21 protein-coding genes and 1 tRNA gene are annotated in these 26,733 nt (G+C 55.2%); 11 read left to right on the top strand and 11 right to left on the bottom strand.

Annotation, left to right across the window (positions count from 1 at the left end):
- Positions 1–1,292 precede the first annotated feature (1,292 nt).
- The 5 genes from MP439_03820 to rpmH form a co-directional block, all read right to left on the bottom strand.
- A complete protein-coding gene (locus MP439_03820; protein ID MCI2975188.1) occupies positions 1,293–1,907 on the bottom strand; it encodes a class I SAM-dependent methyltransferase in 615 nt (204 codons plus the stop codon).
- Complete coding sequence (locus MP439_03815; protein MCI2975187.1) at positions 1,876–2,739, bottom strand: Jag N-terminal domain-containing protein; 864 nt, start codon at positions 2,737–2,739, stop codon at positions 1,876–1,878. The genes MP439_03820 and MP439_03815 overlap by 32 nt, the downstream gene beginning before the upstream one ends.
- Before the next feature lie 64 nt (positions 2,740–2,803).
- Positions 2,804–3,799: a YidC/Oxa1 family membrane protein insertase gene (locus tag MP439_03810; protein MCI2975186.1), complete on the bottom strand. Its 996-nt coding sequence runs from the start codon at positions 3,797–3,799 to the stop codon at positions 2,804–2,806.
- Positions 3,800–4,057: 258 nt separating this feature from the next.
- Entirely contained in the window at positions 4,058–4,423 is a 366-nt protein-coding gene (gene rnpA, locus MP439_03805; GenBank protein MCI2975185.1) for a ribonuclease P protein component, read from the bottom strand.
- A 5-nt stretch (positions 4,424–4,428) separates the two neighbouring features.
- The gene (gene rpmH, locus MP439_03800; GenBank protein ID MCI2975184.1) at positions 4,429–4,563 is read right to left on the bottom strand and encodes a 50S ribosomal protein L34; all 135 of its coding nucleotides are present in this window, start codon (positions 4,561–4,563) and stop codon (positions 4,429–4,431) included.
- A 264-nt stretch (positions 4,564–4,827) separates the two neighbouring features.
- On the opposite strand from rpmH, the gene dnaA reads away from it, so the two are divergent.
- The 7 genes from dnaA (at position 4,828) to MP439_03765 (ending at position 15,196) form a co-directional block, all read left to right on the top strand.
- Positions 4,828–6,237, top strand: a complete 1,410-nt coding sequence (gene dnaA, locus MP439_03795; protein ID MCI2975183.1) for a chromosomal replication initiator protein DnaA — start codon at positions 4,828–4,830, stop codon at positions 6,235–6,237.
- Positions 6,238–6,467: 230 nt separating this feature from the next.
- Positions 6,468–7,574, top strand: coding sequence for a DNA polymerase III subunit beta (dnaN, locus tag MP439_03790; GenBank protein ID MCI2975182.1), 1,107 nt, complete (start codon positions 6,468–6,470; stop codon positions 7,572–7,574).
- 3 nt (positions 7,575–7,577) lie between these two features.
- The gene (gene recF / locus MP439_03785; protein MCI2975181.1) at positions 7,578–8,633 is read left to right on the top strand and encodes a DNA replication and repair protein RecF; all 1,056 of its coding nucleotides are present in this window, start codon (positions 7,578–7,580) and stop codon (positions 8,631–8,633) included.
- A 388-nt stretch (positions 8,634–9,021) separates the two neighbouring features.
- A complete protein-coding gene (locus tag MP439_03780; GenBank protein MCI2975180.1) occupies positions 9,022–10,950 on the top strand; it encodes a DNA gyrase subunit B in 1,929 nt (642 codons plus the stop codon).
- 8 nt (positions 10,951–10,958) lie between these two features.
- Positions 10,959–13,427: a DNA gyrase subunit A gene (gyrA, locus tag MP439_03775; protein ID MCI2975179.1), complete on the top strand. Its 2,469-nt coding sequence runs from the start codon at positions 10,959–10,961 to the stop codon at positions 13,425–13,427.
- Positions 13,428–13,432: 5 nt separating this feature from the next.
- Complete coding sequence (locus MP439_03770) at positions 13,433–14,200, top strand: tyrosine-protein phosphatase (GenBank protein MCI2975178.1); 768 nt, start codon at positions 13,433–13,435, stop codon at positions 14,198–14,200.
- A 198-nt stretch (positions 14,201–14,398) separates the two neighbouring features.
- Positions 14,399–15,196 carry a ferritin-like domain-containing protein gene (locus tag MP439_03765; GenBank protein ID MCI2975177.1) on the top strand — a complete coding sequence of 266 codons (798 nt, stop codon included), beginning with the start codon at positions 14,399–14,401 and terminating at the stop codon, positions 15,194–15,196.
- Positions 15,197–15,461: 265 nt separating this feature from the next.
- On the opposite strand, the gene MP439_03760 is transcribed toward MP439_03765, so the two are convergent.
- Both MP439_03760 and MP439_03755 read right to left on the bottom strand, forming a co-directional pair.
- A complete protein-coding gene (locus tag MP439_03760) occupies positions 15,462–16,142 on the bottom strand; it encodes a response regulator transcription factor (protein MCI2975176.1) in 681 nt (226 codons plus the stop codon).
- Complete coding sequence (locus MP439_03755) at positions 16,139–17,611, bottom strand: ATP-binding protein (protein ID MCI2975175.1); 1,473 nt, start codon at positions 17,609–17,611, stop codon at positions 16,139–16,141. Before MP439_03755 ends, MP439_03760 begins: the two co-directional genes overlap by 4 nt.
- A gap of 33 nt (positions 17,612–17,644) precedes the next feature.
- Here MP439_03755 and MP439_03750 point away from each other — a divergent pair, with 33 nt between their 5' ends.
- Positions 17,645–18,826, top strand: coding sequence for a universal stress protein (locus tag MP439_03750; protein ID MCI2975174.1), 1,182 nt, complete (start codon positions 17,645–17,647; stop codon positions 18,824–18,826).
- 199 nt (positions 18,827–19,025) lie between these two features.
- Here MP439_03750 and MP439_03745 read toward each other — a convergent pair whose 3' ends face one another.
- The 3 genes from MP439_03745 to kdpA are packed head-to-tail and all read right to left on the bottom strand — an operon-like array spanning position 19,026 to position 23,286.
- Complete coding sequence (locus MP439_03745) at positions 19,026–19,562, bottom strand: potassium-transporting ATPase subunit C (protein MCI2975173.1); 537 nt, start codon at positions 19,560–19,562, stop codon at positions 19,026–19,028.
- A complete protein-coding gene (gene kdpB / locus MP439_03740; protein MCI2975172.1) occupies positions 19,562–21,598 on the bottom strand; it encodes a potassium-transporting ATPase subunit KdpB in 2,037 nt (678 codons plus the stop codon). The genes MP439_03745 and kdpB overlap by 1 nt, the downstream gene beginning before the upstream one ends.
- A complete protein-coding gene (gene kdpA / locus MP439_03735; GenBank protein ID MCI2975171.1) occupies positions 21,595–23,286 on the bottom strand; it encodes a potassium-transporting ATPase subunit KdpA in 1,692 nt (563 codons plus the stop codon). Before kdpA ends, kdpB begins: the two co-directional genes overlap by 4 nt.
- Positions 23,287–23,625: 339 nt before the next feature.
- Between kdpA and MP439_03730 the strand changes: the two genes are divergently transcribed.
- The 3 genes from MP439_03730 to MP439_03720 all read left to right on the top strand — a co-directional run bounded on the left by MP439_03730 (position 23,626) and on the right by MP439_03720 (position 25,309).
- Positions 23,626–24,165, top strand: coding sequence for an RNA polymerase sigma factor (locus MP439_03730; protein MCI2975170.1), 540 nt, complete (start codon positions 23,626–23,628; stop codon positions 24,163–24,165).
- A gap of 52 nt (positions 24,166–24,217) precedes the next feature.
- Positions 24,218–25,144 (top strand): hypothetical protein, encoded by a 927-nt coding sequence (locus MP439_03725; protein MCI2975169.1) that lies wholly within the window; start codon positions 24,218–24,220, stop codon positions 25,142–25,144.
- Between the two features lie 88 nt (positions 25,145–25,232).
- A tRNA-Ile gene (locus MP439_03720) sits at positions 25,233–25,309 on the top strand.
- Positions 25,310–25,669: 360 nt separating this feature from the next.
- Here MP439_03720 and MP439_03715 read toward each other — a convergent pair.
- On the bottom strand, positions 25,670–26,098 hold the full coding sequence (locus MP439_03715) for an SRPBCC domain-containing protein (protein MCI2975168.1): 429 nt from the start codon (positions 26,096–26,098) through the stop codon (positions 25,670–25,672).
- Between the last annotated feature and the right edge of the window lie 635 nt (positions 26,099–26,733).

Below are 26,733 nucleotides of genomic sequence, written 5' to 3'. Positions count from 1 at the left end.
TGCTGAACCCATGTTTCACGTGGAACACCGTCTCGAACCTTCCGTCATGTTTCACGTGAAACCTTCAGCGTGCAGCCGTTGAAATCACTCTAGCACGAGCGGCACTCCACGCAATCGACTGATATCCAGAACGGCACAAACCCAAGAACCAGCAACATTCTCCAACTGGTCTAGCCAGCACCATAACCACTGCACCAGGAGGAGCAGGAGGCCGACGCCTCCACGAAGCCGACCGGAATCCAGGCGGGGGACACAGAGCAACTGAATGTGATAGCGAGAGTAATGACCCGAATCCATCTTCGTCATCTCACGCCGCGCCGATTCCGCACGCGACCAATGAAACTCTACCGATGCAGTTGGGCTCCATAGCCACATCGACTGCCAGGACGAATAGGGGACCCATGGGACTGGATAGGCCTTGCCGAACAATTACATGGGCAGATACGACCCGTAACCTTCAGCCCCCACAACGAGAACACATCGCTTGTGGCACAACAACGCTCCTGCAATGCTTCCCTCGTACATCACCAACACAATTCCTCAGCACGAACCCGTACCAGTGGGCCCTCCCCAAACAAACCGGTAGCATTCAATCGGAACAATCGCCACGAGCCCCTTGTCGCGAAACCTTCCAGCGTCTCAGCACAAGCAGTCCGGTCAGGGTCGCAACAGTGATTCCAACCTTTCAAACGCAACGAGATCACCGTGGAGTCACAGACTCATCCTTCCCACGCCACTTCCTCCACCACAAAGCGAATATGTGAAATGAACCGTGTGCGCTTGACGAAGTCTTGCTTGGTGACAAACTCCACTCGACCTCCTACCCACTATGGCACCTCCTGCCAGCGGGCAAGGGAGAACATGGATCCATGACTCGCGGCCCAAGCACACCACTCCCCAAGCAACTCTGATGACAACCAGCGTTGACACCTCAGAAGCGGGCACCACTCGACTAGCACGGGGACCACATGTATCCTACGCCGAAGGAACCATCGTAAACCATAGACGACCATTCACACCCAAGACGACTCATTCAGTCGATAGAACAAAGGGACCACCATTGCTATCGAAACTTTTTGCCACCCCTGGCCCCAATGGGGACCTCGCACGACACAACAACCAATAGTGGGGGAGTGTTAAACCAAAGAACCATCAATTGAGCGCTATCAGCAGTCTCGTACACTATCCACGACGGATCAGCCATCGAACGCAAAGGGGTCACAGGGTAGCGAGTGTAAACTCGGTTGCGACCGCTCAGTGCCCAAGTACTGACGGCCGAAAAAGGCGCGCGCCTAGAACAATGGTTGCTTCCAGGCCTTACCAGCGAGGCGGGGGTAACGCGGACCACAATGCTTGAATTTTCTAAGAATGGCCAGACCAAAGGTATCCCGTCTGATCTCAACCAACTCGAGACCAATTCGACCAAGTCCCTCTGCCGACCAGCGTTCACCGGCTGAGTCAGGCGGCTCCGACACCACCACAAAACCATCCAAGGCTACATAGCCTGCTGCGACCTCGGCTGTGATTCCTGGTCCAGCAAAACTACGAGCAGTTACAAAGGAGAACTGTTCGCGATACCGAGTGTCATGAGCCAACTCCTCAGCTCGGCGGACAACGACATCGGCCCGCTCGCTGACTTGCATAACACTGACCGCATCGCGCAAGAAAGCCGCTCGTTTAGCCATGACTTCAACGAGACACAAACGCAGTTCTGGGAACCGCTCCAAAAGAACGAGGCTAGGAAGGCCTCCGCCACTACCCAAGTCGACACCAGATTGACTCGTCATCTCTAGGTGTTGCAGAGCATCAGCGAAGGCCGACGAATGCTTCAGATGTTGATCAAGGTCTCCACCGATGAAACCCCAATCATGGGCCTTACGAATCGATTGCTGCAGGCTCTCCGTCACTGTCGACTTCCTGGGTAGATGAGTCATCCTTGAACATCACGACGTAGCGATGTGGCTCCTCACCCTCGGATCGCGTGCTCACACCGTCAATCTCAGCCACCGTATCATGGATGATCTTGCGGTCAGGAGCCATCATCTCTTCAAAAACGAGCTTCTCGCCGGACAGCCGTACCTTCTCAGCCTGGTCGCGAGCGAACTTCTCTAGCGCTTCTCGGCGCTTCATCCGATACCCTGCGATATCAACCCCTACGCGTCCGGCACCCTCGCCAGCTCGAGTCTGAACGACCGAGCGAGTAACCTCTTGCACAGCGGTTAGAACGCTACCGCGCGGACCGACGAGGGATCCAAGTCCCTCTCCGTTGATCTCTAACTCCATCGAATCTTCGTCGAGATGAGTAACTGTTACCTCACCCGACAAGCCAAACTCGTGCATGAGTCCAGCCAGGAACTCCTGAGCCGCATTGGCCAGCTCTACTCGGCTAACCTCGGTGCGCTCGACCTTTGAGCTGCTATTCTCCTCTGACTCCACTTTCCTTGGCTCCTTTGGCTTCTCAGATCGTGACCTCTCGGTCTTTGGCTTCTCGGCTTTCTCATTGTCGGTCTCGGATGTCGTGGTACGTGGCCGACGTGGCTTGCGTTCCCGCTTCGGATTAGGAAACGACGGTCGGAGGCGGGCCCGAATCCGGGCTGACTTCTTGCCGAATCCAAGAAAACTTGCTCGACCCTCATCCAAAACCTCGAACTCAATATCGCTCTCCTCAACACCAAGGTGTTCCAGTGCGAGTTCCTTGGCCTCGTCAAGATCTTTACCAGTGGTCTCTATCCACTCCATTGCAGCAGTTAGCTCCTTGTCTTTATTTGTGGGCCTTGTCACCCGTTATCAGCTAGTCTGGGAACTAGCGACGCTTTTTCTTCTTATTTGAACGATTGTCTCGCGGCGGACGTGGTTTCGGCGGGTCCAGCGGGCTCGCATTGTTGTCCGTTGAGAGGGCTGGGGTGGTCCCAGGGAGCAAACGGCGTAGCAAATTCTTTGACGGCGATGGGCGGCGCACAATCTCCTTAGCCTCAATGATCTGATTCTGCTTCGCATCGGCAGCCTTGCGTCGCGCCTCCACAGAGTGGGAACGCAATGTGGGATCGTGCCTCCACATGAGCTCTTGCTGGACCACCCTAAAGATACCGGAGACGAGGAAGTAAACGACTACACCTGCAGGGATGTCGAGATAGATAAAACCAAACACCAGGGTGGAGATCTGTTGGGTTTTAGAGGCCATCGGGTTCGCAGCCGCAGCTGTTGGGTTCTTTCCAGTGATCTGCTTGATCTGTAGGTACTGCAGTGCGACCGATACGATGACCAATAAGTAATACGGGAGCGAGTCAAAGAAGCCCAGGTGAAGGTGGAGCGCGGTCAAGTCTAAGTTGATTCCCAGGAACTTCATAGTCCCATGGTCAATAACCAAATGCTTATACAGCAGACTTGAGTGAATGATGTACTTTGGCGAAGCTACGACTCCATGGGCCGTCTTGACGGTGTTGGTCAGTCCCCGAATGACATCGTACATGACGATCAGGAGCGGGAACTGCAGGAGCATCGGGAGACAGCCACCAGCTGGCGAGACTTTGTTCTCCTTGAAGAGCGCCTGCTGGGCCTCGGCCAACCCCTGGCGATCTCCCTTGAACTGCTTCTGAAGCTCCTTGATCTTCGGCTGGATCGCTTGCATCTGGAGCATCGACTTTGTGCTCTTAATGGTGAGCGGCGAAATGGCCACCATCACGGTCACCGTCAGCAATGAGATCGCTATGCCATAACTAGGCACCAGTGCGTACCAGAACGTGATGATGCCTGCTAACAGGTCATAGATCGGACGGAGGATATCGCCGAGTATGTTCATTATCTTACTTCTCTCCCATGCTTGGGTACATGTTTCCCTGGAGGGACGGGATCGTATCCACTTGAGCCGAACGGATTACAACGAAGAACCCTCCGCACTCCCAACCACGTTCCCGTGATAGAGCCGTGCTCCTCAATAGCCTCCTTAGCGTACTCGGAGCAGCTCGGTGTATAGCGGCAAGGAGATGGTCTCCCGCGCCGTACAACCTGGTAACCTTCGATAAGTTTTACCAAGAGGACCCCTAGGGGTGAGAGCTCCTTATCGCTCATTCGTCACCTTCTTCAAACCGTGGCCGAGTCCTTCAACACACAGCCTAGTGATGTCACTTTTCAAACCTGCAAAGGTGGTCTCATCCCATCCACGACGAGGACTGAAAAAGTAGGATCCGCTTGGCAAACCACTGGAGCGAACAACCTCTCGTAACCGACGCCGGAACGTGTTACGCTGCACCGCATTCCCATAGCGTCTCGACACCGCGATGCCAATCTTTGTCATCACCTCATCAACGAGAGGATCACCTTCATTGCGCACGAAAACCACATTTACGTAGTCGCCACGCCACCGACGTCCCTCTCGAAAAACACGATCGAACTCTTCCCGTGTGCGCAGCGACTTGAACTCCACCAGTGCTACGCGGAAAGACGCGCTCTTCCTTTACTACGGCGAGCCCTGATAATGGCACGACCGGCTCTTGTCGCCATCCGATGCCGAAACCCATGCTTCCTAGACCGACGCCGATTATTCGGCTGGAACGTTCTCTTCACAATAACTCCCTTACCGCTGTCCAACCTGGAACAGCCCACTCAACCCGTATAGCATAGCGTCTTTACTCCCAACGTCACGATCAAGGTCTCAGGTCTCATGAACGCAGCTCGTTCGTGTCGCCAGCCCTACAACAGGAAAATCAGAGAACCGCCAAACAGCGCCTCAAAATACCTCTATGATGGTTCGTTACTCTGGACAGCAATAGTTTTCCACAGGTTCATATCCACAAGGTGACAAGTCTGTGGATAAGGGAGGAGGGCCACTTGTCTGAGCACGAGGGTCTATGGGCCAACATCTCAGAGCGTTTTCGCGAACACGTTGGTGAAGCAGCGTGGAAGACCTGGTTTATCTCGATTACGCCAGTGACCATCACGACCGACGAGGTGGTTCTGGCTACCCCATCCCCACTCGCCAAGGAGCGCCTCGAGACCAAGTATCGGGAGGTGCTCGGATCGCTCTTTTCTGAAGCTATCGGTCATCCGGTCCCTGTCCGCATCCAGGTTCGAGCCAACGAGAAGATTACCTGGGCGACCGAGGTGCCAGACGCGAACGCATCCGACAAGAAGCGTCCAGAGGAGGCTGACTTGTTTGGCTTCGATTTGGGCCCTAGCCGACCAGCTAGCGCGAAGTCGCGACTCTCTACCAGCTTCGATGCTCGCTACACCTTTGAAGCGTTTGTTATCGGATCATCAAACCGGTTTGCCCACGCCGCCGCGTTGGCGGTGGCAGAGACACCTGCTGCCTCGTACAATCCACTCTTCATCCATGGCGGTGCCGGGCTCGGCAAGACCCATCTGCTCCACGCCATTGGTAACTATGTTCGCCAAAACTACCGAGACAAATATGTTAAGTACGTCTCAACAGAGACCTTCTTGAACGAATTTGTCGACGCCATCCAACGTAACAAAACCTCTGACTTTAAGGCCAGGTACCGTGAATGCGATGTTCTCTTAGTTGACGATATTCAATTCCTCCAGAACAAGGAGGCGATTCAAGAGGAGTTCTTTCATACCTTCAACTACCTCTATGGCGCCCAGAAGCAGATCGTGCTCACCTCAGACCGATCACCAAAGGCCATCGCTACTCTTGAAGCCCGGCTCAGAAGCCGATTCGCTATGGGACTCATCACCGATGTCCAACCTCCCGACTTAGAGACTCGATCCGCGATCCTGCAACGTAAAGCGGAGGACTCCGGATTTTCGATGGATACCTCTGTGATCGAGCTCATCGCGACCAACATCACCGACAATATACGTGAACTCGAAGGTGCACTCACTCGACTCTCGGCGTATTCAAGTCTCAACCAAGTACCCGTCACCCTTGATCTGGCGCAAATGATCCTTTCTGACCTCATCACGAGTTCGCAACGACTCAAACCTCGAGATCCACGAGAAATCATTACCGTCACTGCAAACTTCTTCAACACGACACCGACTGAGCTCCTGGCTCAATCACGAAAACGCCCGATCGCCATGGCTCGCCAGATCGCGATGTATATCATGCGAGAACTGACAGAGCTGAGCTACCCAGAGATCGGTCGAGAGTTTGGTGGTCGTGACCACACCACCGTGATCCACGCCGTACAGAAAGTCCAAAGTGTGATGCAGACATCAGTTGAGACCTTTGAGCAGGTTGATCAACTTTTCAAGTTGTTACGTGATCCAACCAAGTAAGGTGCATAAGACTGTGGATAGCATGTGGACCGCACACCGGTTATCAACACCTCATGGGGTCAAACCCCTCCGTACATCGATCAGTACTAGCATTCTCCCCAGCCCTGTGGATACTGATCCACCCTCAGTGAATAACAATATGCCCCTTTAGCTGCAGTTTTACGCAACCATCCACAGTCCAGAGCCCTTATTACTACTATTAGATCTATACCTATAAGAAAGGATGACCTGTGCATTTCATCTGCGATCGCGCACCTCTAGCCGACGCTCTCACCAACGCATCCCGAGCATTGAGCTCACGAGGGTCGATCACCGGCTTGCGGTGGACTGTGGTTGCAGGGTTACTCGAGGTCGAGGGCCGCGAGAGCGATCTCTCAATACGGTCCACTGTTCCAGTTGATGGAGCTGATACTCGATTCACCACGCCAGCAGCGTTGGCGGTCGACCTGATGAAATCGCTACCAGGTGATCGCGTCGAGATTGTGGTGGAAGAAGCCATCGTTTCGTTTCGCTCAGGTCGTGCTGAGGTATCGCTGAACCTTCTCAACGAGTTTGAAGTTCCACCGCTTGGCGTGGAAGATCTACCGTCGGTTACGGTGCCGTCGGCTGAGTTGGCCAACGGTATCGCTCAGGTGGCCATCGCTGCAAGCAAGGACGATACGCGTGACCTGATCTACTCAGGCATGTTGTTCGCTTCGTCGCTCGAAGGGCTGCGGTTGGTTGCCACTGATGGCATTCGACTCGCTCTTCGCGATATCGCGGGTATCAATATGTTGAGAGAGGCTGAGACCGGTGAGGTAGTTATCCCCACCCGAGCGGTCCGCGAGATCGAACGCATTCTCGGTACGTTAGGTGCCGATCAGCTGTTGAGTGTGAAGATTGGAGCTCGTGAAGCCGTCTTCTCCGTCGGATCAACCACGTTGGCCACCCGACTGATAGATGAACCCTTCCGTGACTACCGACGTCTCGTTGAAGTCTCCTATTCACGTGTCATGTTGGCAGATCGGTCCCAGTTGGTGTCAGCTTTACGGACGTTGCGTAGAATGGCGAGAGAGGCGAGAAACTCTTCGATGTTACGAATGACGATGACCGGTACCTCATGTGAGCTGAGCGTCAAGATCCCGCAGATTGGTCAAGTTCATGAAGTGATCGACGTCAACTTCTCAGACGAAGAATTCTCGATCAGCTTCGATCCGGATCTCTTGGCAGAGGGTATCGATGCGGTAGAGTCAGAGGTGGTGCGCTTTGAGTTTCTCGAATCCAATCGAGCAGCTTGCATCACGAACTCTGATTCGCGATCCTTTGTCTACCTTTTAATGCCTATCGTGCAAAAGTAGCTGGTGAAGGTCCGTTCATTACAGCTCGAGGGGTTTCGTAACATCAGAGAAGCTGAGCTCGAGTTCGGTGACAAAACGCTCCTGGTAGGTCAAAACGGGGCTGGAAAGACGAGTCTTGCAGAGGCCGTGTGCGTCGGGTTGAACGGGCGGTCCTTTCGAACGTCAGATACCGGCACGGTGCTCCAGAAGGGAGCTCCGTACTGGAGAACCGCTGTTCGGGCAGAGCGTCGCGATGGAGTCGAGCATTGCATCGTGATTACTACCAGTCCTTTACGTCGTGAGCGCATGCAGATCGATGAGCAAAACGTCCGAATGACCCAATTGAATGCACAATATCCTGTTGTCACTTTTGTTCCGGAGGATCGAGATATCATCACAGGGTTACCAAGCGTTAGACGAGAGTATCTCGATGGTATCCTCGTGCGTTGCAACCCTCTCATACAGCGCATGATCAACCGGGCTTCGCGTCTATTAAAGCAGCGACAAAATCTGATACGTTCGACAAATATTGATTTTGTAACCCTGGATGTGTTTGATGAGGAACTTGCACGATCATCGATTGTTATCAGTGAAGCACGAGCTGAACTCTTGGGAAAATTACGTACATCCGTGCAGGATTTTAATAATGGAGTAACGAATACTAATGAAAAAATAGATCTCCGATACGAGCCAAGTTGGAAAGATGATCCATTGAAAGAGTTGATCGAAGCTCGATCAGATGATATTCGAAGAGGGTCTACAAGTGTAGGATTTCATCGAGATGATTTTAGTATAGAACTCAACGGATTACCAGCAAAGTCGACGGCTTCACAAGGTCAGGTTCGCTCACTCGCGATAGCGCTCCGGGTTGGAAGTGCCCAGTTTATCAAGGAGGAGATCAAGGAGTCTCCTCTCCTGATTCTTGATGACGTCTTCTCAGAGTTCGATCGGGATAGGGCGGCGAGATTAGTGAGAATGATTGGCCAATATCAGACGATAGCTACCAGTACAGAGGCTACAGATTCAGCTATTGAATGGTCTGTAGTTGAGGTGAGTGGTGGGCGAATTGTATCTCAATAGGTATGTTGATGTTCAACATCGAGAACCGGTGATACTCCGTAATATTATCGCTAATCTAGTCGACGGAATCGAGTCCATTGATCAAGATAAAGAGGTCTGCATTCATCGTGTAGTAGAGCGGCTATTTGGTCCAGATATTGCACCCATGATTAACGTTACCTCAACCAAGAGATCAGGGATAGTCGTCGTGACAGACCGAGAGATCATTCCAGCGGTGAAGTTACGAGCGATGCAACTGAAGTTAGCACTCGAGGCCGAAGGTATGGTGGGAGAGCTACGCATTGTTGCATCCGGAAAGACCAAGGAAGTACCTTGACCGATTAGACTGAATTCGATCGATTGTTCGTGAATGGACTGTGGTGCATGACTGAAGGAGTGAGGTGATCGGGTGAGTGATACGGCGAGCTCCGACTACACGGCAAAGGATATAATCGTCCTTGAGGGGTTGGAGCATGTGCGGAAGCGTCCCGGCATGTATATTGGGTCGACAGGACCTAGTGGCCTTCATCACCTTGTGTGGGAGGTAGTTGACAACTCCGTCGATGAGGCTATGGCTGGCCAGTGCACAAAGATCGATGTAACTCTTCTTGCGGATGGCGGTTGTCGAGTCATCGATGATGGCCGGGGTATTCCGACAGACGCACACCCCTCGGATCCAACGAAGTCTGCAGCTGAGGTGGCGCTCACGCAGCTCAACGCCGGTGGCAAGTTCGGTTCGAGTGGTTACAAGGTCAGTGGGGGCTTGCACGGGGTGGGCGTGTCGGTTGTGAATGCGTTGTCTTCGCGACTGCTCCTCGAAATTGACCGCGATGGTCGTCACTTTGAGATGGAGTTTACGGATGGAGGTAGGCCAACCGCTCCCCTCAAAGATATGGGTCCAGCCAAACGAGGTCGGCGAGGTACCGCCGTGACCTTCTGGCCGGATGCCACCATCTTCGACGAAGTGGAATTTCAGGCTCACCGTATCGTCGAGCGTCTGCAGATTATCGCCTTCTTGAACAGGGGAGTCGAGGTGCGCTTTCGCGACGAGCGCGTTGGCAAGGATCCAGCCGATGTCGTACTCAAGTACGACGGTGGTATCGTCGACTTCGTCTCCCACCTCAACACTCCGAAAGACCCGCTCTTTAAGAAGATTGGTTACTACGCAGCGACTGAGGACGAGCAAGAGGTGGAGGTAGCCTTTTCCTGGAATACCGGTTATTACGAGGCGATTCACTCATATGCCAACGGGATCTCGACTGAAGAGGGCGGAACCCATACTGAGGGGTTGAAAAAGGCTCTGACGCAAGTTGTCAACAAGTACGCCAGGGCGAAAAATCTCCTCAAAGAAAAAGAAGACAATCTGGCTGGCGAAGACATTCGCGAGGGTGTTACTGCCATCGTTTCAGTTCGACTCACTAATCCTCAGTTTGAGGGTCAGACCAAGACAAAACTCGGCAACGTATCGATTCGTTCGATGGTTGAGAAGGTTACCAACGAGAAGATGGCGGAGTGGTTCGAGGAGAACCCGCGAGAGGCTGGCGCCATCGTCCAGAAGGCCATTCTCGCTGCACGGGCTCGAGCAGCAGCCAGACAAGCGCGCGATCTGACACGGCGAAAGTCAGGACTCGAGGGGGCCGGACTGCCCGGGAAGCTGACGGACTGCACCTCAAAGGATCCAAAGGAGTCGGAGTTGTTCATCGTTGAAGGTAATTCAGCTGGTGGTACAGCTATTAAAGGAAGAGATCCAAAGACGCAGGCAATCCTTCCGATTCGCGGAAAGATTCTCAACGTTGAGCGTGCCCGTGTTGACAAGATGCTCGGTAATCAGGAGATTCAGTCACTAATCGCAGCCATCGGTGCAGGGGTCGGTGACGAGTTCGATATCAAGAAGGCTCGATATCACAAAATCATTATTCTCGCTGATGCAGACCCTGACGGATCACACATTCGGACACTCTTGCTCACCTTCTTCTTTCGGCAGATGCGGCCCTTGGTGGAGGAGGGGATGGTGTATGCTGCGCAACCACCCCTGTACTCGACGCTGATTGGAACCGAGAAGACCTACATCAAGAACGAGGTGGAGCGTCAACTGTTTCTCACAGGGAGACCAAATCACAAACAACCATTCCTCCGCCTCAAAGGTCTAGGCGAGATGGACTTCGACGAGTTGAATGTGACGACAATGGCACGTGAACACCGTTCACTGCTTAAGGTCACGGTCGAGCAGGCGAGTATTGCCGATGAAGTGTGTTCAGTGCTCATGGGTGATGATGTTGAGTTGCGCCGGCGTTTCATCCAGGAGAACGCTGACGATGTGCGGTTCTTAGACTTTTAGGGAGCAGTATGCCAGAAGATTCAGAAGGTGTAGAGTCATCACAGGTCCAGCTCGTCGAGCTCCAGGAGGAGATGGAACGCTCCTTCCTTGAGTACTCGATGTCGGTGATTATCTCACGAGCGTTACCGGATGCACGAGATGGACTCAAGCCGGTCCACCGGCGAATTCTCTACTCGATGTTCGATAACGGCTATCGGCCGGATCGACCACACGTCAAGTGTGCCAAGGTTGTCGGTGACGTGATGGGGAAGTTTCACCCACATGGTGATGCGGCAATCTATGATGCACTCGCCAGGATGGTACAGGACTTTTCCTTACTCCACCCCTTGATCGATGGACACGGCAATTTTGGGGCTCCTGATCCATCCACAGGGCCAGCCGCTTCTCGTTACACCGAGTGCCGGTTGGCTCCGATTGCGCTAGAGATGCTGGCCAGTATCGATGAAGAGACGGTCGACTTCATTCCCAACTATGACTCGCAGTCGGTGGAGCCATCGGTGTTGCCGGCGAGATTTCCGAATCTCCTCGTCAATGGGTCTCAAGGAATCGCCGTTGGGATGGCGACCCAGATACCATCGCACAACCTTGCTGAGGTCGTCAAGGCCGTGGTGTATGTGATCGATCACCCAGAGGCCGTGGTCGATGATCTTCTCTCGATCGTCCCAGGGCCCGACTTTCCAACGGGTGGCCAGATCCTTGGTCGAGAGGGAATCGTCGCCGCCTATCGAACCGGTCGAGGATCGGTACGATTGCGTGCCGTTGCGGAGATCGAAGAGATTAAGAACCGTTCGCAGATCGTAGTCACAGACATCCCGTTTCAGACATCGTTCGAGCAGATCGCTGAGCGCATCAAGAAGCTCGTCGAAGACAAGCTCATCGATGGTATATCGGATGTGCAGAACTACTCATCGGGTCGCGAGAGTCGATTCGTGATCGAGCTTAAGCGCGACGCAAATGCGAATGTCGTACTCAACAACCTCTACAAACTGACACCATTGCAGTCGAGTTTTGCCATCAACATGCTGGCGATCGTCGATGGCGTCCCTCGAACACTCAACTTGTTGCAGGCCATCCAGGTCTACATCGAGCACCAGCGAGAGGTCGTTACTCGACGCTCTGAGTATCGTTTACGCAAAGCGCAAGAGCGCCTCCACATTGTTGATGGATTGCTCCGATGCATCGACCAGCTCGATGCTGTCATCCGTGCCATTCGCGAGTCGGCTGATCGACGCGAGGCTCGAGAAGCGCTGATGGCCTCCCCGTTCGACTTCTCGGAACTCCAGGCGAATCACATCCTCGACATGACGCTGGGCCGATTGACCCGTCTTGGTCGATCCGAATTAGAGGAGGAGTCGGCGCAGTTGCACCTTTCGATCGCTGAGCTCGAGGCGATCTTGGCCGATCGAGTCAGGCTCGATAGCATCGTCAAGGAAGAACTGATCGAGGCCTCACGGCCCTACGAGCAACCAAGGCGCTCACAGTTCGTCATTGACCCTGGTGAGTTCTCAGCCGAGGATCTGATCGAGGACGAGAGTCTCGTGGTGATGATCTCTCGTTCGGGATATATCAAAGCGGTGCCAGATGCGTCGTTTCGAGCACAGAATCGTGGAGGTCGTGGTGTCGTCGGGGCCAAGGTCAAGGAGGAGGATGGCATTAGCCACCTCATCCCCTCATCAATGCTGTCAAAGATTCTGATCTTCTCGTCTCGTGGTAAGGTCTACCAACTGCGTGGATACGAATTGCCGAGACTGGAGCGAAGTGCTCGGGGTACCGCGATGGTCAATCTGATCCCCTTGCAAGAGGGTGAGACGATCGCGGCGGTTATGGGGACCAAGGACTTCCCCGAAGAGACCGACCTCGTCTTCATCACCGAAGAGGGGATGATTAAGCGCACCCCAATGCCGGAGTACGCCCGCTCTCGTCGCGACGGCCTTATCGCGATTGACTTGCGGGAAGGGGATCGGCTGGTCAAGGTCGCAACCGCGCAAGCTGGCCGGGAGGCCATGATCTTTTCCAAGGATGGAATGGTGATCCGGTTCTCTATCGATGACGTGCGCTCTACTGGACGAGCTACTGCTGGCGTGAAGGCGATGCGTCTTCGGCCCAACGACCGGGTAATCGGCGGTGATATGCTCGACGACGACCAAGAAGTCGTGCTCGTGACCTCACTTGGCTACGGTAAGCGCATCAGTCCGCGATTCTTTTCGACCCAGCGACGAGGCGGCGCCGGTGTCCATGGCATGAAGCTCACACCACAGAAAGGTCATTTGGTTGCTGCTGAATTCGTCTCTCGTGATGAACAACTCATCATCGTAAGTTCGAACGGACAAACCATTCGAGTTCGAGCGAAATCGATCTCGGCGCAAGGCAAGATCGCGACCGGTGTGAAACTGATGACCCTGCAAGGCTCTGAGGTGATCTCGTCTGTCGGTGTCGTGCAAGATACCGAGTCGGAAGAACAGATTCCCCAAGGATAGGCCTTGTGAGGAGCGCACAACCATCCGATCCACGAGTACCGCTTGATGGGCCTCTGAACTTTCGGGACCTGGGCGGTTACCGCACCCAAAACGGACAGAGACTGCGTCAAGCGATGATTTATCGATCGGATGATCTAGCGCAACTCGCTCGTGACGATATTGCGCGTCTGACCCCTCTTGGCCTTCGAACCGTGATCGATCTTCGCAGTGACGAAGAGGTTAAGCGCCGTGGTTACTTTCCTGTCGATCGTTACCCTCATCAGGTTGACTACTATCACCTACCCCTGGTCGAAGACGTCATCGGAGTGCGTGGAGTTGGTGTCGACGATCAAGCGTATCTGGATTCGAGATATCAGTACCTACTCGACAGGGGATCGAGCGCGATCGCTCAAGCCTTTCACATCTTTGCCTGCCCGCAACGCTATCCACTCGTTTTCCATTGCGTTGCTGGAAAGGATAGGACTGGGGTTCTCAGCGCGCTCCTCTTGGCGATGCTTGGTGTTCCTGATGCGACGATAGCCAGCGATTATCAACTGACTGATCGAGCGACACAGGAGTGGATGGACCGATTAGCTCAACAGCACCCCGAAGAACGAGCGGTCATGAATGACGTCCCCTCAATCCTCTTCACGGCTAATCCTCAAACTATTCTTCGCTTGCTCTCGAACCTTCGAGCGCGATCCGGATCGATTGAGGCTTGGCTTCTTGGTCTTGATGTCACCCATGAAGAGCTTGATTCGATTCGGGGGATCCTACTAGAGGCTGTAGTCTGAGGGCTGCCGCTGGCTACCATTGACATCGAAGGACGATCACATCAGCGACGCATTCAAGCTGTCAATGCATCCGTTACGGTTGATGGAATCGTACAAGATAAGATGGGCTCAGCGGTCAGGTATGGTGTGATGTAACCTCGGTAGGCATCACCAGGTGCTGATGACATCCGGCTTAGTGTTGGGGAGCGAAGAACTACTATGGCAGTATCCAGTCGTTCAATCATCGGTCGATCGGCTCGAGTAGATATCGAAGGAATCGACTTCGATGCCTTTGTGACGAAGCCACTTGCACCAGAGATACTCCGGTGTCTCCGGTATATGTGCGACGTCGAGAGCCACACGATCTGCTATCTCCGGGAAATTCTCGCGACGAGTGCACATCGGGACCCCGATGTGACCGCTTTCCTCGCCTGTTGGAACTACGAGGAGTTTTGGCATGGTGAAATGCTTGGGAAGGTGCTCGAATTGCACCAGGAGCCCGGAGCGAAGGCCTCGGCACAGAGTCTTCGACGGGAGCGCAAATGGCTGGACGAGATCCGCCTGTTGACCTTCAACATCGGTTCGCTTATCGCTGATGATTTTGTGGCGATTCAGATGTGCTGGGGAGCGATCAACGAACTGACGGCGCAGGCTGCGTACTCACGCATGATTACCAAGGCCGAGCACCCAGTGTTGAGTGAATTGGTTCGCCGAATCATGAAACAGGAGGGTCGTCATCTCGATTTCTATGAACGTGAGGCTCGTCGGCGACTAGAGGGCAATCGACGCGCACAACGTCTTGCTCGCTTTGCCTTGACAAAGTTTTGGGCTCCGGTTGGCAGTGGTGTTGTACCAGACAGCGAAGTCTCTCACATGGCACACTACCTGTTCTCTGATGAGGATGGGCTTATGGCAGCCGAACGCGTTGACCGCAAGTTCTCTCGCCTTCCGGGATTGTCCAATCTTACGCTCCTCACGGATGCGGCACGTAAGGGTTCGTTGGCTGTCGCCAAGTAATACCAGTTTCCCAAGGACAGTACCACGGCTCATGCGGCACAGTCGTGACGATCGGAAGCGACGCTGCATTCGGATTGCGAGCGCAAATGAAGCGTACCGGCAAGGCACCTACAGTTTTCATACCTGGCTTCATCTCGGTATTGCCAGGGAGACGCTAAACCAGCATGACGGGTAATCGGCACGGGTTAGGGTTGGTAAACCGACAGTGCTGTTGGCGTCGTTGTGTCTTAGCAGCGTTCGACAATTGCGCACGTTCACCATAGCGTTAGGGCTTGCCATCGTCCCAGATGTAACCCATACTTGCCCGGGAGCGAAGGTACTGACTCGCGGGTCCAAGTTTGCGTCGTAGGCGGTTAACGTAAACGCGAACATGGTGGGGATCATCGTATCCGGGTCCCCAGACGTTGGTGAGGAGCAGTTGGTGGGTGCAGAGCCGATTACGATTTTGCACGAGAAAGCGGAGCAGGTCGAACTCGCGCGGTGTTAGACGGATCTCTCCTTGGTCTACGCAAAGAACAACGCGCCTTGCCAGATCGATTGTCAGGTTGGGTGCAGCTTCCAGTAGTGATTGCGTTGGGGTCAACGGCTCTATCCTGCGTTCCAGAGCGCGGAGCCGAGCCTCGAACTCGCCGAGGCCAAAGGGTTTGGTCACGTAATCGTCAGCTCCGCGGTCAAGGGCCTTGATTTTGGTTTGTTCGTCGCCTGCGGCGGAGAGAACGACGAGTCCTTTTTTGTGGTAACGGCGCAGCTCAGCCACGAGCCCGACGCCATCGACATCGGGTAGACCTAGGTCGACCACCAAGAGATCAGGGCGATCTTGGATGACGCGCGCGAGTCCGTCGAGACCTCTAAGCTCGACGGTCACATCGTAGCCGGCCGCCGTCAAGCCGATCCGAAGTACGCGGGACAGGGCTGGATCGTCGTCGATGATGAGTATCGAACTCATTGCGATAATGGTAATTCCACGGTAAAGATTGTCCCGACTGGGCTTGGCGAGACGGTCAACCGCCCGTGATGAGCCTCAACAAAGGAGCGGGCGATCGCCAAACCAAGGCCGCTTCGACCACTGTTGCCAACGGCATGGAACCAGTCGAAGAGTTGCAGCTCATCGGCACCCCCTTCGAGTTGTCCTGAGTCACGCACCTGGATGCTAGCCGTGTCCGAGTTGGTCTCGAGAATCACCTGTACCGGTGCACCTATGGGGGAGTGACGCACGGCGTTGTCGAGAAGATTCCAGATTACCTCGCGCAATAAACCAGGGTCAGCCTTGATTGGTGATAGGCCTTCGGAAAACACGAGGTCGAGTCTTGATCCAACCGAGAGAAAGTCGATACCAGTTGCCACCTGTCTCACCACCGATACAAGGTCAACCTCTTGATACTGTAGTTCAAAGGCGCCAGCCTCGATTCGCGTGACGTTCAAGAGATCACCGACCAGTTGGATAGAGCGATCGATTTGACTCAACATAGTCTCAAAGAGCTGGTCTTGTTCGATCTCCTCGAGCTGATCCCCAAAGTCGGCCAGCGTGGTGGTCGCTGTTTTGATTCCTGCGAGGGGTGTCAATAGATCATGAGAGACGGTCCGCAAGAGTGAGGCACGCCAGCCATCGATCTGTTGCAGGGTGTTGAGTTTGATGCGGGTCTCTTGGAGTTGGGTCCGTTCGAGTGCGGCCGAGATTTGGCTCGCAGCAACCTCGAGCGCTCGCACCAACACCGCGGGAAAGTGATCGTTCCAGACGATGAGCAACCCGAAATTATTTGCTGGAGTTGTGAGTGCGAATGAACGAACACAGAATCCTTCAACCCTAGCCTCACCGATCTTTGCCACTCCATTGGTGCCGACAAAGGCAGCGGCGATCGCGGACCCCAGCTGTGGGTCGCCAACAACATTGGCTGGCCGAAGCAGCTGGTTGTCCGCTCGCAACACCATCGCTCCTTGTAGGTCGACAAGCCTAGCGATCTGTTCAGTGGTGGTTTGCCAAATCTCTTCAACCTCATGCTCGCTGATCAACGCCGCAGGTAAGGCAGCGAGTCGTTCGAGAATCTGTGCATGGTAGATCGCGCGTTCGCGTTGGAGTCGAAAGCGTCGGTCGATCAGCACGGTGACGAACCCTACGAGGACGTAAACCGCCAACGGGATCCAGTTCGATGCGGTACCTACCGCTAGCGTGTTGTACGGGGGAATAAAGAATAGGTCATAAGCACCAAAACCGAGAATGGTGGCGACAACACCGGCAGCAATACCTCCAGCAGCGATGCTCGCAACCAATGGAACCACAAGGATGAGAGCGATGGAGGCTGGTGGTATATGGGCGCGCAAAGGGATGAGAGCGATTGAAAATATCCCAATGAGGATGACGCTGAGTCCAGCCCCAAAAGCCGATGATCGGCTTGCTCGTAATCTAGCTGTGCGCATCACTGCTCCCACCGTCCCCTAGTATAGGGATCCATGACGTCGGCTGCTGGTACCAAAGGAACTAACGGCGGGCTCGATTCGTCGTTTGGCGGTGATGTCGAGGCGGCGGGTCGCTTTCGAATTTACCTGGGTGCGATGGCCGGTGTGGGTAAGACCTGTGCGATGTTGGACGAGGGCTGGCGTCGATTGCAACGAGGTACTGACGTCGTGATCGGCCTTGTGGAGACCCACGGTCGTGCTCACACCCAAGAGTTGATCCGTGAGATACCGGTAATAACTCAGAAGGTCGTCGACTACCAAGGTCATCAGTTCGCCGAGATGGACACCGCTGCGGTGCTGGCGCGTCACCCCGAGGTTGTGTTGGTCGATGAACTCGCTCACACCAACATTCCGGGCTCTGGACCCCACGAGAAGCGCTACGAGGACGTGTTGGATCTCCTGGGTGCCGGCATTGATGTGATTGCGACCCTGAATGTCCAACACATCGAAAGCATCGCTGGAGCTGTCGAGGAGATGCTCGGTGTCAGGATCGCTGAGCGAGTGCCAGATTGGGTGGTCCGCCAAGCTGATCAGCTCGAACTGATCGACTCCTCCCCTCAACAGTTGCGACGAAGAATGCTGCACGGCAACATCTATCCCCAACCAAAAATCCAGGCCGCCTTGGACAACTTCTTCACAACCCAAAACCTCACAGCGCTCCGTGAACTGGCGCTCCGCTACGTCGCCGATGAGACCGACGAAGAACTGATCGCATCGTTTGCTAGTAGGCATGGAAAAAAAGTTTTCGAGACCAGGGAGCGATACCTTGTTGGGCTGAGTCTTTCACCGGAGACACCCAGGGTGTTGCGTAGGGCTGCGCGGATGGCGCTTCGCTCCAAGGCGGACTTGCGGTCGTTGCTCATCACGCCAGACACAGATATCTCCGAACACCAAGCTTGTGAGATTGAATCGCTCAGAAAGTTGAGCCACGACCTTGGTGTGATCTTCCTGGAAAAACACGGAACGAAGATCGTAGACATCATGGTAGAGACGGCCTTCGAGCACCAAATCACCCAGATTGTTCTTGGCGCCTCGAAGCGATCGAGACGAGAAGAGCTTCTCAAAGGTTCGATCGTGAACCAAGTACTTCGAAAGGTTGGCCCCATGGGTATCGATGTGCATGTGATCGGTATTCGGGACTACGATCCGGGGGTGTCCGACATGGACGATAACTGAATGCGGACTCGCCCGACAGATCCTGTCCTGTAGGGATGGCTCGTGCTGACCAAGGATGGCAGTGATCGGCACGATCGGCGCCCGGGCGTCGTTCCAGGAACCCGTTGCTAAGTGATGAGCCGATCGTTGCAGGGGAGGAGCGTTGCGGGCAGTCACGTTGTGGTGCAGCAACGACCTGCTCATTGAGGGATCATCGTTGTCAGTGTTTCTCGATCAACGCGAGTGCTTCATTGAGTTTGAGAACGTTGACGTATCGGTCGCCAAAGATCCCGTATTGAGGACCGACGGTTTGCGCCTGTATCAAGTGCCTCAGTTGTTGGGCCCCAACGCCAGTTGACCGGGTGATCATCGGAATTTGAACCAAAGCGCTTCGTGGTGAGATGTCTGGGTCCACTTCGCTGCCTGAGGTGGTGACGAGCTCCTGGGTGGGGTCGACACCGTGTGTGTGCCAAAAGGCCACGAGCGATTTGGTATTGTCCAGGAGTTGCTTCGATCGTGGACCGAGATTGGTGCCTCCGGTGACGGTGTCGTTGTCGGTGTCGGGACGACCATGAAACCACCGTGTTCCGGTCCAATGCTGGCCGATCTCAGTCGAGCCATAGGCGGTGATCGAACCCTGAGCCTGGCTTGGAAAGAAGACATTGGCGAGGCCAGTCTCTAGCAATGGGTAGCCGAGTCCAAGGACGACGGCAAAGAAGATGGCCAAGACAATCGAGCGGCGAATCTGCGTCAGCATTAGTACAACCTCGTTACGGTCAAGATGATGTCGATGAGTTTGATCCCGATGAAGGGTAGGATCACCCCGCCAACCCCATAGATGAATACGTTGCGTCTGATAATCTCCCCGGCAGCGGCTGGTCTGAATTTGACCCCACGCAATGCCAGAGGAATTAAGACGATAATGATGAGTGCGTTGAAGATGACCGCCGAGAGAATTGCGGTGATGGGGGAGTGGAGACCCATGACATTGAGCACCTTGAGTTGCGGATAGGCGGTAATGAAAAGTGCGGGAATGATCGCAAAGTACTTGGCCAGGTCGTTGGCGATCGAGAAGGTGGTGAGAGCCCCTCGGGTGATGAGAAGCTGTTTGCCTACCTCGACGATCTCGATCAGCTTGGTTGGACTGGAGTCGAGATCCACCATGTTGCCAGCCTCCTTGGCGGCGACGGTACCTGAGTTCATCGCGACACCAACATCGGCTTGGGCAAGCGCTGGGGCGTCGTTGGTCCCGTCTCCCGTCATGGCAACGAGCTTGCCACCCTCCTGTTCCTCTTTGATGAGCTCGAGTTTTCGCTCCGGCGTAGCCTCGGCGAGATAGTCGTCAACCCCAGCCTCAGAGGCGATGGCAGCAGCGGTCAGCGGGTTATCACCGGTGATCATCACGGTACGAATACCCATTCGGCGTAACTCCGCAAATCGCTCCTTGATGCCGGGCTTGACGACGTCTTTGAGTTCAACAACCCCTAGCACCTGTTTGTCTTTGGCAACCACGAGTGGCGTAGAGCCTGCATTCGCGACCTCTTTGGTGATGTTGTCGATCTCTATGGGCACCTCACCGCCTTGCTCGAGAACCCACCGTTTGACGGCCTCGGTCGCCCCCTTTCGGATTTGGCTGTCACCGATGTCGACGCCTGACATCCTGGTCGTGGCTGAAAACGGTACAAACTCGTAGCCAGTGGCGTCGTTGTCGCGAATTCCGTACTCGTTCTTGGCAAGGACGACGATCGAGCGACCCTCTGGCGTCTCATCTGCCAATGATGCAAGACGAGCAACTCGTGCCATCTCCTCGGCAGTGGTGCCTCCAACAGGGAGGAACCGAGACGCCATCCGGTTGCCAAAAGTGATGGTTCCCGTCTTGTCGAGTAGCAGCGTCGACACATCGCCAGCTGCTTCGACCGCTCTGCCTGACATGGCGAGCACATTCTTTTGAACCATGCGATCCATTCCAGCGATGCCGATGGCGGAGAGGAGTGCGCCGATGGTGGTCGGGATCAGGCAGACCAGTAGTGCGACGAGTGTGACGATAGCAATTCCTGTGTGGGCAAAGTGGGCAAAATACTCGAGGCTCACCACGACCGGGACGAAGATCACTGTCAAGGCGATCAGCAGAATCGAGAGCGCGACTTCGTTCGGAGTCTTCTTTCGGTCGGCCCCCTCAACAAGGGATATCATTCGATCGAGAAACGAGTTTCCCGGCGTCGCGGTGATCTTGATCACAATCCGGTCGGATAGCACCTGAGTTCCACCGGTGACAGAGGAGCGATCACCGCCTGCTTCGCGAATCACCGGCGCGGATTCGCCGGTGATCGCCGACTCATCCACCGACGCAACACCCTCTACGATTTCGCCATCGGAGGGGATGATGTCGCTTGCCTCGCAGACGACAAGGTCGCCGGCTAAGAGTTGATTCGCCGCCACAAGCTCTTCGTCCCCGTCGTTCTTGAGTCGACGGGCCTCGGTCTCGGTACGGGTTCTTCGCAGGGTGTCAGCCTGAGCCTTCCCTCGCCCTTCGGCCATCGCCTCGGCAAAGTTGGCGAACAAAACGGTGAAGGCGAGCACAACAGTAACCATCCATGAGAACAGTGACGAGTGGATGATCGAGGCCACAAGCGTGACGATGGTGCCAATGTAGACGACGAACATCACTGGATTGCGAACCTGCACCCGCGGGTCAAGTTTCACAAAAGAGGCCTTGATGGCGGTAGAGAGAATTTCGGTGTCAAAGAGCGACTTAGACCCTGCGACCCCCTTTGTGCGAGTACCTGCGGTCATGAGAAGAACCTCCCGTGAAGAACTGCTTCGGCGACTGGACCAAGAGCTACCGCTGGGAAGAAGTTGAGGGCTCCAACCAGCAGGATGATACCAACGAGTAGACCAGTGAACATCGGTGTAGCGGTTAAGAAGGTGCCGGCAGTAACTGGCACCTCCTCCTTGGCGCCAAGCGATCCCGCCAGCGCCATGACCGGCACAATGACGCCAAAGCGGCCGATGAGCATGGCGATAGCCCCGGTAATGTTGAAATAGGCTGTATTGGTTGAGAGTCCTGCGAAAGCTGACCCATTGTTATTAGCTTGCGAAGTAAAGGCGTAGAGGATCTCAGAGAAGCCATGAGGTCCATGGTTGAGTACAGCGGCTCGTCCGTCTGGAATAGCGACCGTAATGGCGGTAAGAACCAAAACGGTTATGGGCATGACGAGTACTCCAATGGAAGCCCAAATTATCTCCGTTCGTTGGATTTTCTTTCGAACATACTCAGGGGTTCTTCCCACCATCAATCCAGCGATAAAGACCGTGAGGATTGCGAAGATGAGTATGGTGTACATCCCACTTCCAATACCGCCTGGTGAGACCTCTCCGTACATCATGCCTGCCATCATTCCGAGTCCACCGATCGGGGTATAGGAGTCATTGGACGAATCAACCGAGCCGGTCGAGGTTTGGGTAGAGGTTACGTTGAAGAGCACAGAGTTGTCGACGCCAAAGCGTGACTCCTTGCCAACCATGTTCCCACGGGTGCCAGTGATACCCGCTGCTCGTATCGCAGGATTGCCACCCTTTTCTGCAGCTAGGGTGAAGGCAAAGGTTCCGGCAAAGAGGATAACCATCACCATAAGGACGGCGACTCCTTCCTTGATGTTGCCAACCATTTTGCCGAAGGTATAGGTCAGCGCGACTGGGATGCAGAGAATGAGGACGATCTCAAGGAAATTAGTTAAGCCGGTCGGGTTCTCATATGGGTGTGCCGCGTTGGCATTGAAGAAGCCACCACCGTTGGTGCCGAGCTGCTTGATTACCTCCTGGGATGCAACCGGTCCGCGTAGGATCGTTTGGTGGAAGCTGTTTAAGGCGTCGTGGATGTGGATGGGGCCAAGGAGCGTCTGCGGGGAACCCTGCCAGACAAAGACGAGTGTCATCACAATCGAGATAGGCAGAAGTACGTAGAAAATACCCCGTATTGTATCGATCCAGAAGTTTCCGAGGGTGTTCGAGCGCTTGCGAGCGAAGCCGCGAATCACCGCGATTGCCACAGCGAGACCCACCGCGGCCGATACGAAGTTCTGGGTCGCAAGTGCCACCATCTGTGAAAGGTAGGACATCGTCGTACCGCCGGCATAGTTTTGCCAGTTGGTGTTGGTGAGGAATGAGACTGCTGTGTTAAAAGCTAGGGCAGGTGTGACATCGGCGAGATGCTGGGGATTCAATGGTAAATGTCCCTGGAGTACTAACAGAAGATACGTGATGATGAGTGAGACGAAGGAGAAGGTCAGCAATGACCTCAGGTAACGGCGCCAACTCTGCTCCGCTCCAGGTTTAATACCGAGTAGACAGAGTAAAGGCTTCTCGATCCAGTCGAGGAAGTGAACCCTCCCCTCGAAAACGGCGGTGAGGTAGGAACCAAGGTATCTCCAGATGAGGCCAAGGACTACCACAAGGAGGACAATTTCGATAACAAACGCCACGGCAACTCCCATTTACTTTGAAGCGAGCCCAGCCTAGAAATGCTTGTTTTGGACCAACCAACCATCCATGGGATATTGAGGCGTTGTTGATGCCCGCGCCCAGAGACGTCAACGAATATTGATATCGCGGCATGGCAGATCGGTATCTTCATCCCTCCATCACCGATGAGTGAGATCGCGACCTTGGCTCGTCCTTGCAGGCATTGCGTATGTTTGGGGTCGCTAGAGGCCGAGGACGCATGATTACACAAAGCGGGCGCGTGCCGTGGAGTAGCCCGGTAGAGTCGTTCCAGGATGCGAAGCAGAGGCTTTGTGCCCGCGATGGTGTCGAGGAGTCCAGTGAGTCAGTTTGGAGTTGAAGACTTTCCAGAGATTCTTCATCGGGCCCAACGTGGTGACGAGATCGCCTTCCGTGCTTTGTACCGTGCCTACCACTCCAACCTCCTGCGATTCTTGCGTACCCGGCTCGCTGGGGACGCGGAGGACGTTGCGTCAGAGGTGTGGGTAACCATTGTGAAAGGCCTACCGACGTTTGTCGGTGATGAAGTCGCCTTCCGTGCATGGATATTCGCAACAGCCCGGCGTCGAATGATTGATCTCTACCGGCGGCAGGCGGTGCGACCACAGGTAACCACCGAGTTAGACGTCGAGGATCAGACTTTGGCAACCTCGTCGGCCCAACTCGAGATTGATGAGGCGGTCGCTGCTCTGGTGGAGGGACTTACTGAGGAACAGGCGGAGATTGTGCTGTTGCGAGTCCTCGGTGGACTGAGTGCGAAGGAGGTCGGGATACTTGTCGGTAAGACAGAAGCCTCGGTACGTGTCATTCAACATCGGGCACTGGTCAAAATAGCCGAAAGTCTCGAGGATAAAGCGTAACATACAGGGTAGGACTTGCGTTATACCTGTTGGAGCAAGGAGTGTAAGACTGGTGGACCCAGACGAAATCGAGAGCATTTTGGGGGGTGGCGACCCCTTGGGAACAGGTCGACTCGCTAAAGTCATTCGCACCGCTCGGTCCGCACCGACCGCCGCAGAGCTCGCCAGAGAGGATGTCGACGTTGCGGCGTTTAGGCGGGAGATTCTGGGCCGCCAGGCACAACGGCAACGGGTACTGTCTCGATTCACTCCACTGAAAATTGTGGCGGCAGCTGCAGCCTTTGTCGTGGTCGGTGGTGGGTTTACGGTCGCCTTAACGCATACCTTGGAGCACCCGACCACCCACGTGGTGCGAAGACAAGCCGCCACGCCGACAAAAGCGCAACCAACAAGCGGGTCAAGAGATTCAAAGAGTGCCAGGTCGACAGGTACAGGATCAAAGGCCTCCAGCTCCTCGACTACCGGCTCGAATACCCCAGCGTCGGGCCAGACTTCTACGGCTGTCAGTGGGGGTGGAACAAGCAAACAAGGCAATGGTAACCGTGACGGCAACAACCAAGGACAGGGAGCCACGATAGCCCCAGGTTTGACGGGTTCCGCGGTACCCGCAAGTTACCGTGGACTGTGCGTCTCCTACCAAGACGCCTCCAGCCAAGCGCAGGCGGTGTCAAAGAGCTCCACGGAAGCGCTCCGTAAGCTGCAGAAGTCGACAAAATTTATGCGCCTAGCCGAAAGTGCGCTAAATCAGGGGTTGACGGTGCCACAGTTCTGTTCGAAGATCCTCGGCACCTCAACCGTTAGTCCGAGCGTTCCAGGATTTGGGCTGAATTCAACCACGAATCCGAGTACGAACAGTGGTTCCACCTCAACCACAAGTCTGCCATCGAACTCTGGGGATCAGACCGGTGGCGGCTCGTCTGGGACGGGTGGAGATGGCGGTGGCGGAGGTATCGTCTCCGCAGGCATCCCCGCCAAGTAGCCCCAACGGCTATCGAATCAACAAAGTTGTACCCGAGCCGCGAGATCGGCTCGCTAACGGTCATGGGGCTGTTAAAGTGGATGTCTCTGGGGCTATAGCTCAGTTGGTTAGAGCGCAGCACTGATAATGCTGAGGTCCCTGGTTCGAGTCCAGGTAGCCCCACCAGATGAATCCAGTGCAGGCGTGGTGTTCTGGGTTATCGCGGTTGATCGTTCGTGCGTATCTATGACTCGGTTTGCCTGCTTGTCGGTTCAACGGTGGTTCCCACCCCAGGCTGGTTCAGCCACTCTCCTTGAAAACTCGGGTGCAGTACTCCTGGAGTAGAGGAACGCTATCTGATCGGCGGAGCATGAGGCTGGTGCCCAGAACTCCATGGTTGTTTGAAGCTGACGTGGCCCGATCCGTGGCGATGAGCTACGCGTACTCCACGGTGTAGTTGTCCTTGGAGGCACGTCGCCTCTCTTTCTGGTTACGAAGGTTGCCGCTGCAGATGATCGAGAAGAGGACGCCCGACTCAAGTGTTGTCTACTTCCCGACTGATTCGGCGAGGGTCTTCAGTGCCGCCAACACCGGGTTGTCCTCCTCCTCACCGGTGTCGTCCGCTCCGGGCCGTGGATCCTCTTGGAGGATCGTCAAGGTGGTGGTGGCACCTTCGTCGCCATCGAGGATGTAGGTCATCGTGAAGTAGTTCTCCGGCTTGTCCTCCAGATCGGGCCGGGGAGCGAACAGCGAATAGGCGAGGCGGTTCGGGGCGTCGACGTGGAGGACGGTACCCCACTGCTCGAAAGTCTGGCCCTGCCACTCGCTGATGAAGCGGATCTGGGAGCCGACGCTCCAGTCGGTCTGCAGGTGGCTGCCGTACTGCCACTGCTTAACGTAGGTGGGCTCGGTGACGACTGACCACACCGTCTCGCGAGATGCCTCGATATGGATGCTGGATTTGGAGACACGCACAGGTGCCAGAGTACTCTGAGCGGGAGAAATGGTCAAGAGTTGTGGATGAGATTTTTGAGGCGGCATCAACTTCGGCTGGTCACCTCCTCAGCTTTGTCGTGGCAGGCATGGTCGGGGCGAGTTGGTCGGGGCTCAACAGGTCGACAATCGAGACCGGCTTCCCGCAGCACGGGCACTCCGCGCCCGGCCCGAACCTGCGACACCACGTGTTGCAGGCCTCGCATCTTTGCTCTCCGAGGTAGCAGGCCTCGCAGCTCGGGCAGGCGTAGACGACCTCGGAGCGCGAGACGACCGGCTCGGCTGGGGCGACTCGCTTGGATCGCCGAGCTGTCTGCCGGCACACGCTCGAGCAGGAGCGCTGGCGCCCGAGACGCCCGAACGGGTTCCGACACACCGGGTAGGTCGTCGCGGTATCGGCGCGCACGGGGTTCACGCTGCTGCCTCCTCAGCTCCGGCGGACTCGCCGTCGGCGCAGGTGTCGCCGCTTTTGGGGCACCCGCTCCAAAATACATCTACATTTACCTGCACCTCTTGTGTTGTCGCTCTCCAGCCGCCTGTGAGTGTTCTGCCCTCTCCACAGGGACAGAACGAGCCCAAGTCGATGCTTGACCACCTCCTAGGTCCAACTTGCGTTG

The organism is Ferrimicrobium sp. (assembly GCA_022690815.1).
Taxonomy (GTDB): Bacteria; Actinomycetota; Acidimicrobiia; order Acidimicrobiales; family Acidimicrobiaceae; genus Ferrimicrobium.
Note: the sequence above shows the minus strand (reverse complement) of the source record. Positions and strands in the feature narration are given on the sequence as shown.

Bases quoted from the DNA above. Each gene is read 5' to 3' on its own strand.
- MP439_03815 (MCI2975187.1), bottom strand. From the start codon at position 2,739: ATGGAGTGGATAGAGACCACTGGTAAAGATCTTGACGAGGCCAAGGAA.
- MP439_03810 (MCI2975186.1), bottom strand. From the start codon at position 3,799: ATGAACATACTCGGCGATATCCTCCGTCCGATCTATGACCTGTTAGCA.
- gyrA (MCI2975179.1), top strand. From the start codon at position 10,959: ATGCCAGAAGATTCAGAAGGTGTAGAGTCATCACAGGTCCAGCTCGTC.
- MP439_03765 (MCI2975177.1), top strand. From the start codon at position 14,399: ATGGCAGTATCCAGTCGTTCAATCATCGGTCGATCGGCTCGAGTAGAT.
- MP439_03760 (MCI2975176.1), bottom strand. From the start codon at position 16,142: ATGAGTTCGATACTCATCATCGACGACGATCCAGCCCTGTCCCGCGTA.
- MP439_03755 (MCI2975175.1), bottom strand. From the start codon at position 17,611: ATGCGCACAGCTAGATTACGAGCAAGCCGATCATCGGCTTTTGGGGCT.
- MP439_03750 (MCI2975174.1), top strand. From the start codon at position 17,645: ATGACGTCGGCTGCTGGTACCAAAGGAACTAACGGCGGGCTCGATTCG.
- MP439_03745 (MCI2975173.1), bottom strand. From the start codon at position 19,562: ATGCTGACGCAGATTCGCCGCTCGATTGTCTTGGCCATCTTCTTTGCC.
- kdpB (MCI2975172.1), bottom strand. From the start codon at position 21,598: ATGACCGCAGGTACTCGCACAAAGGGGGTCGCAGGGTCTAAGTCGCTC.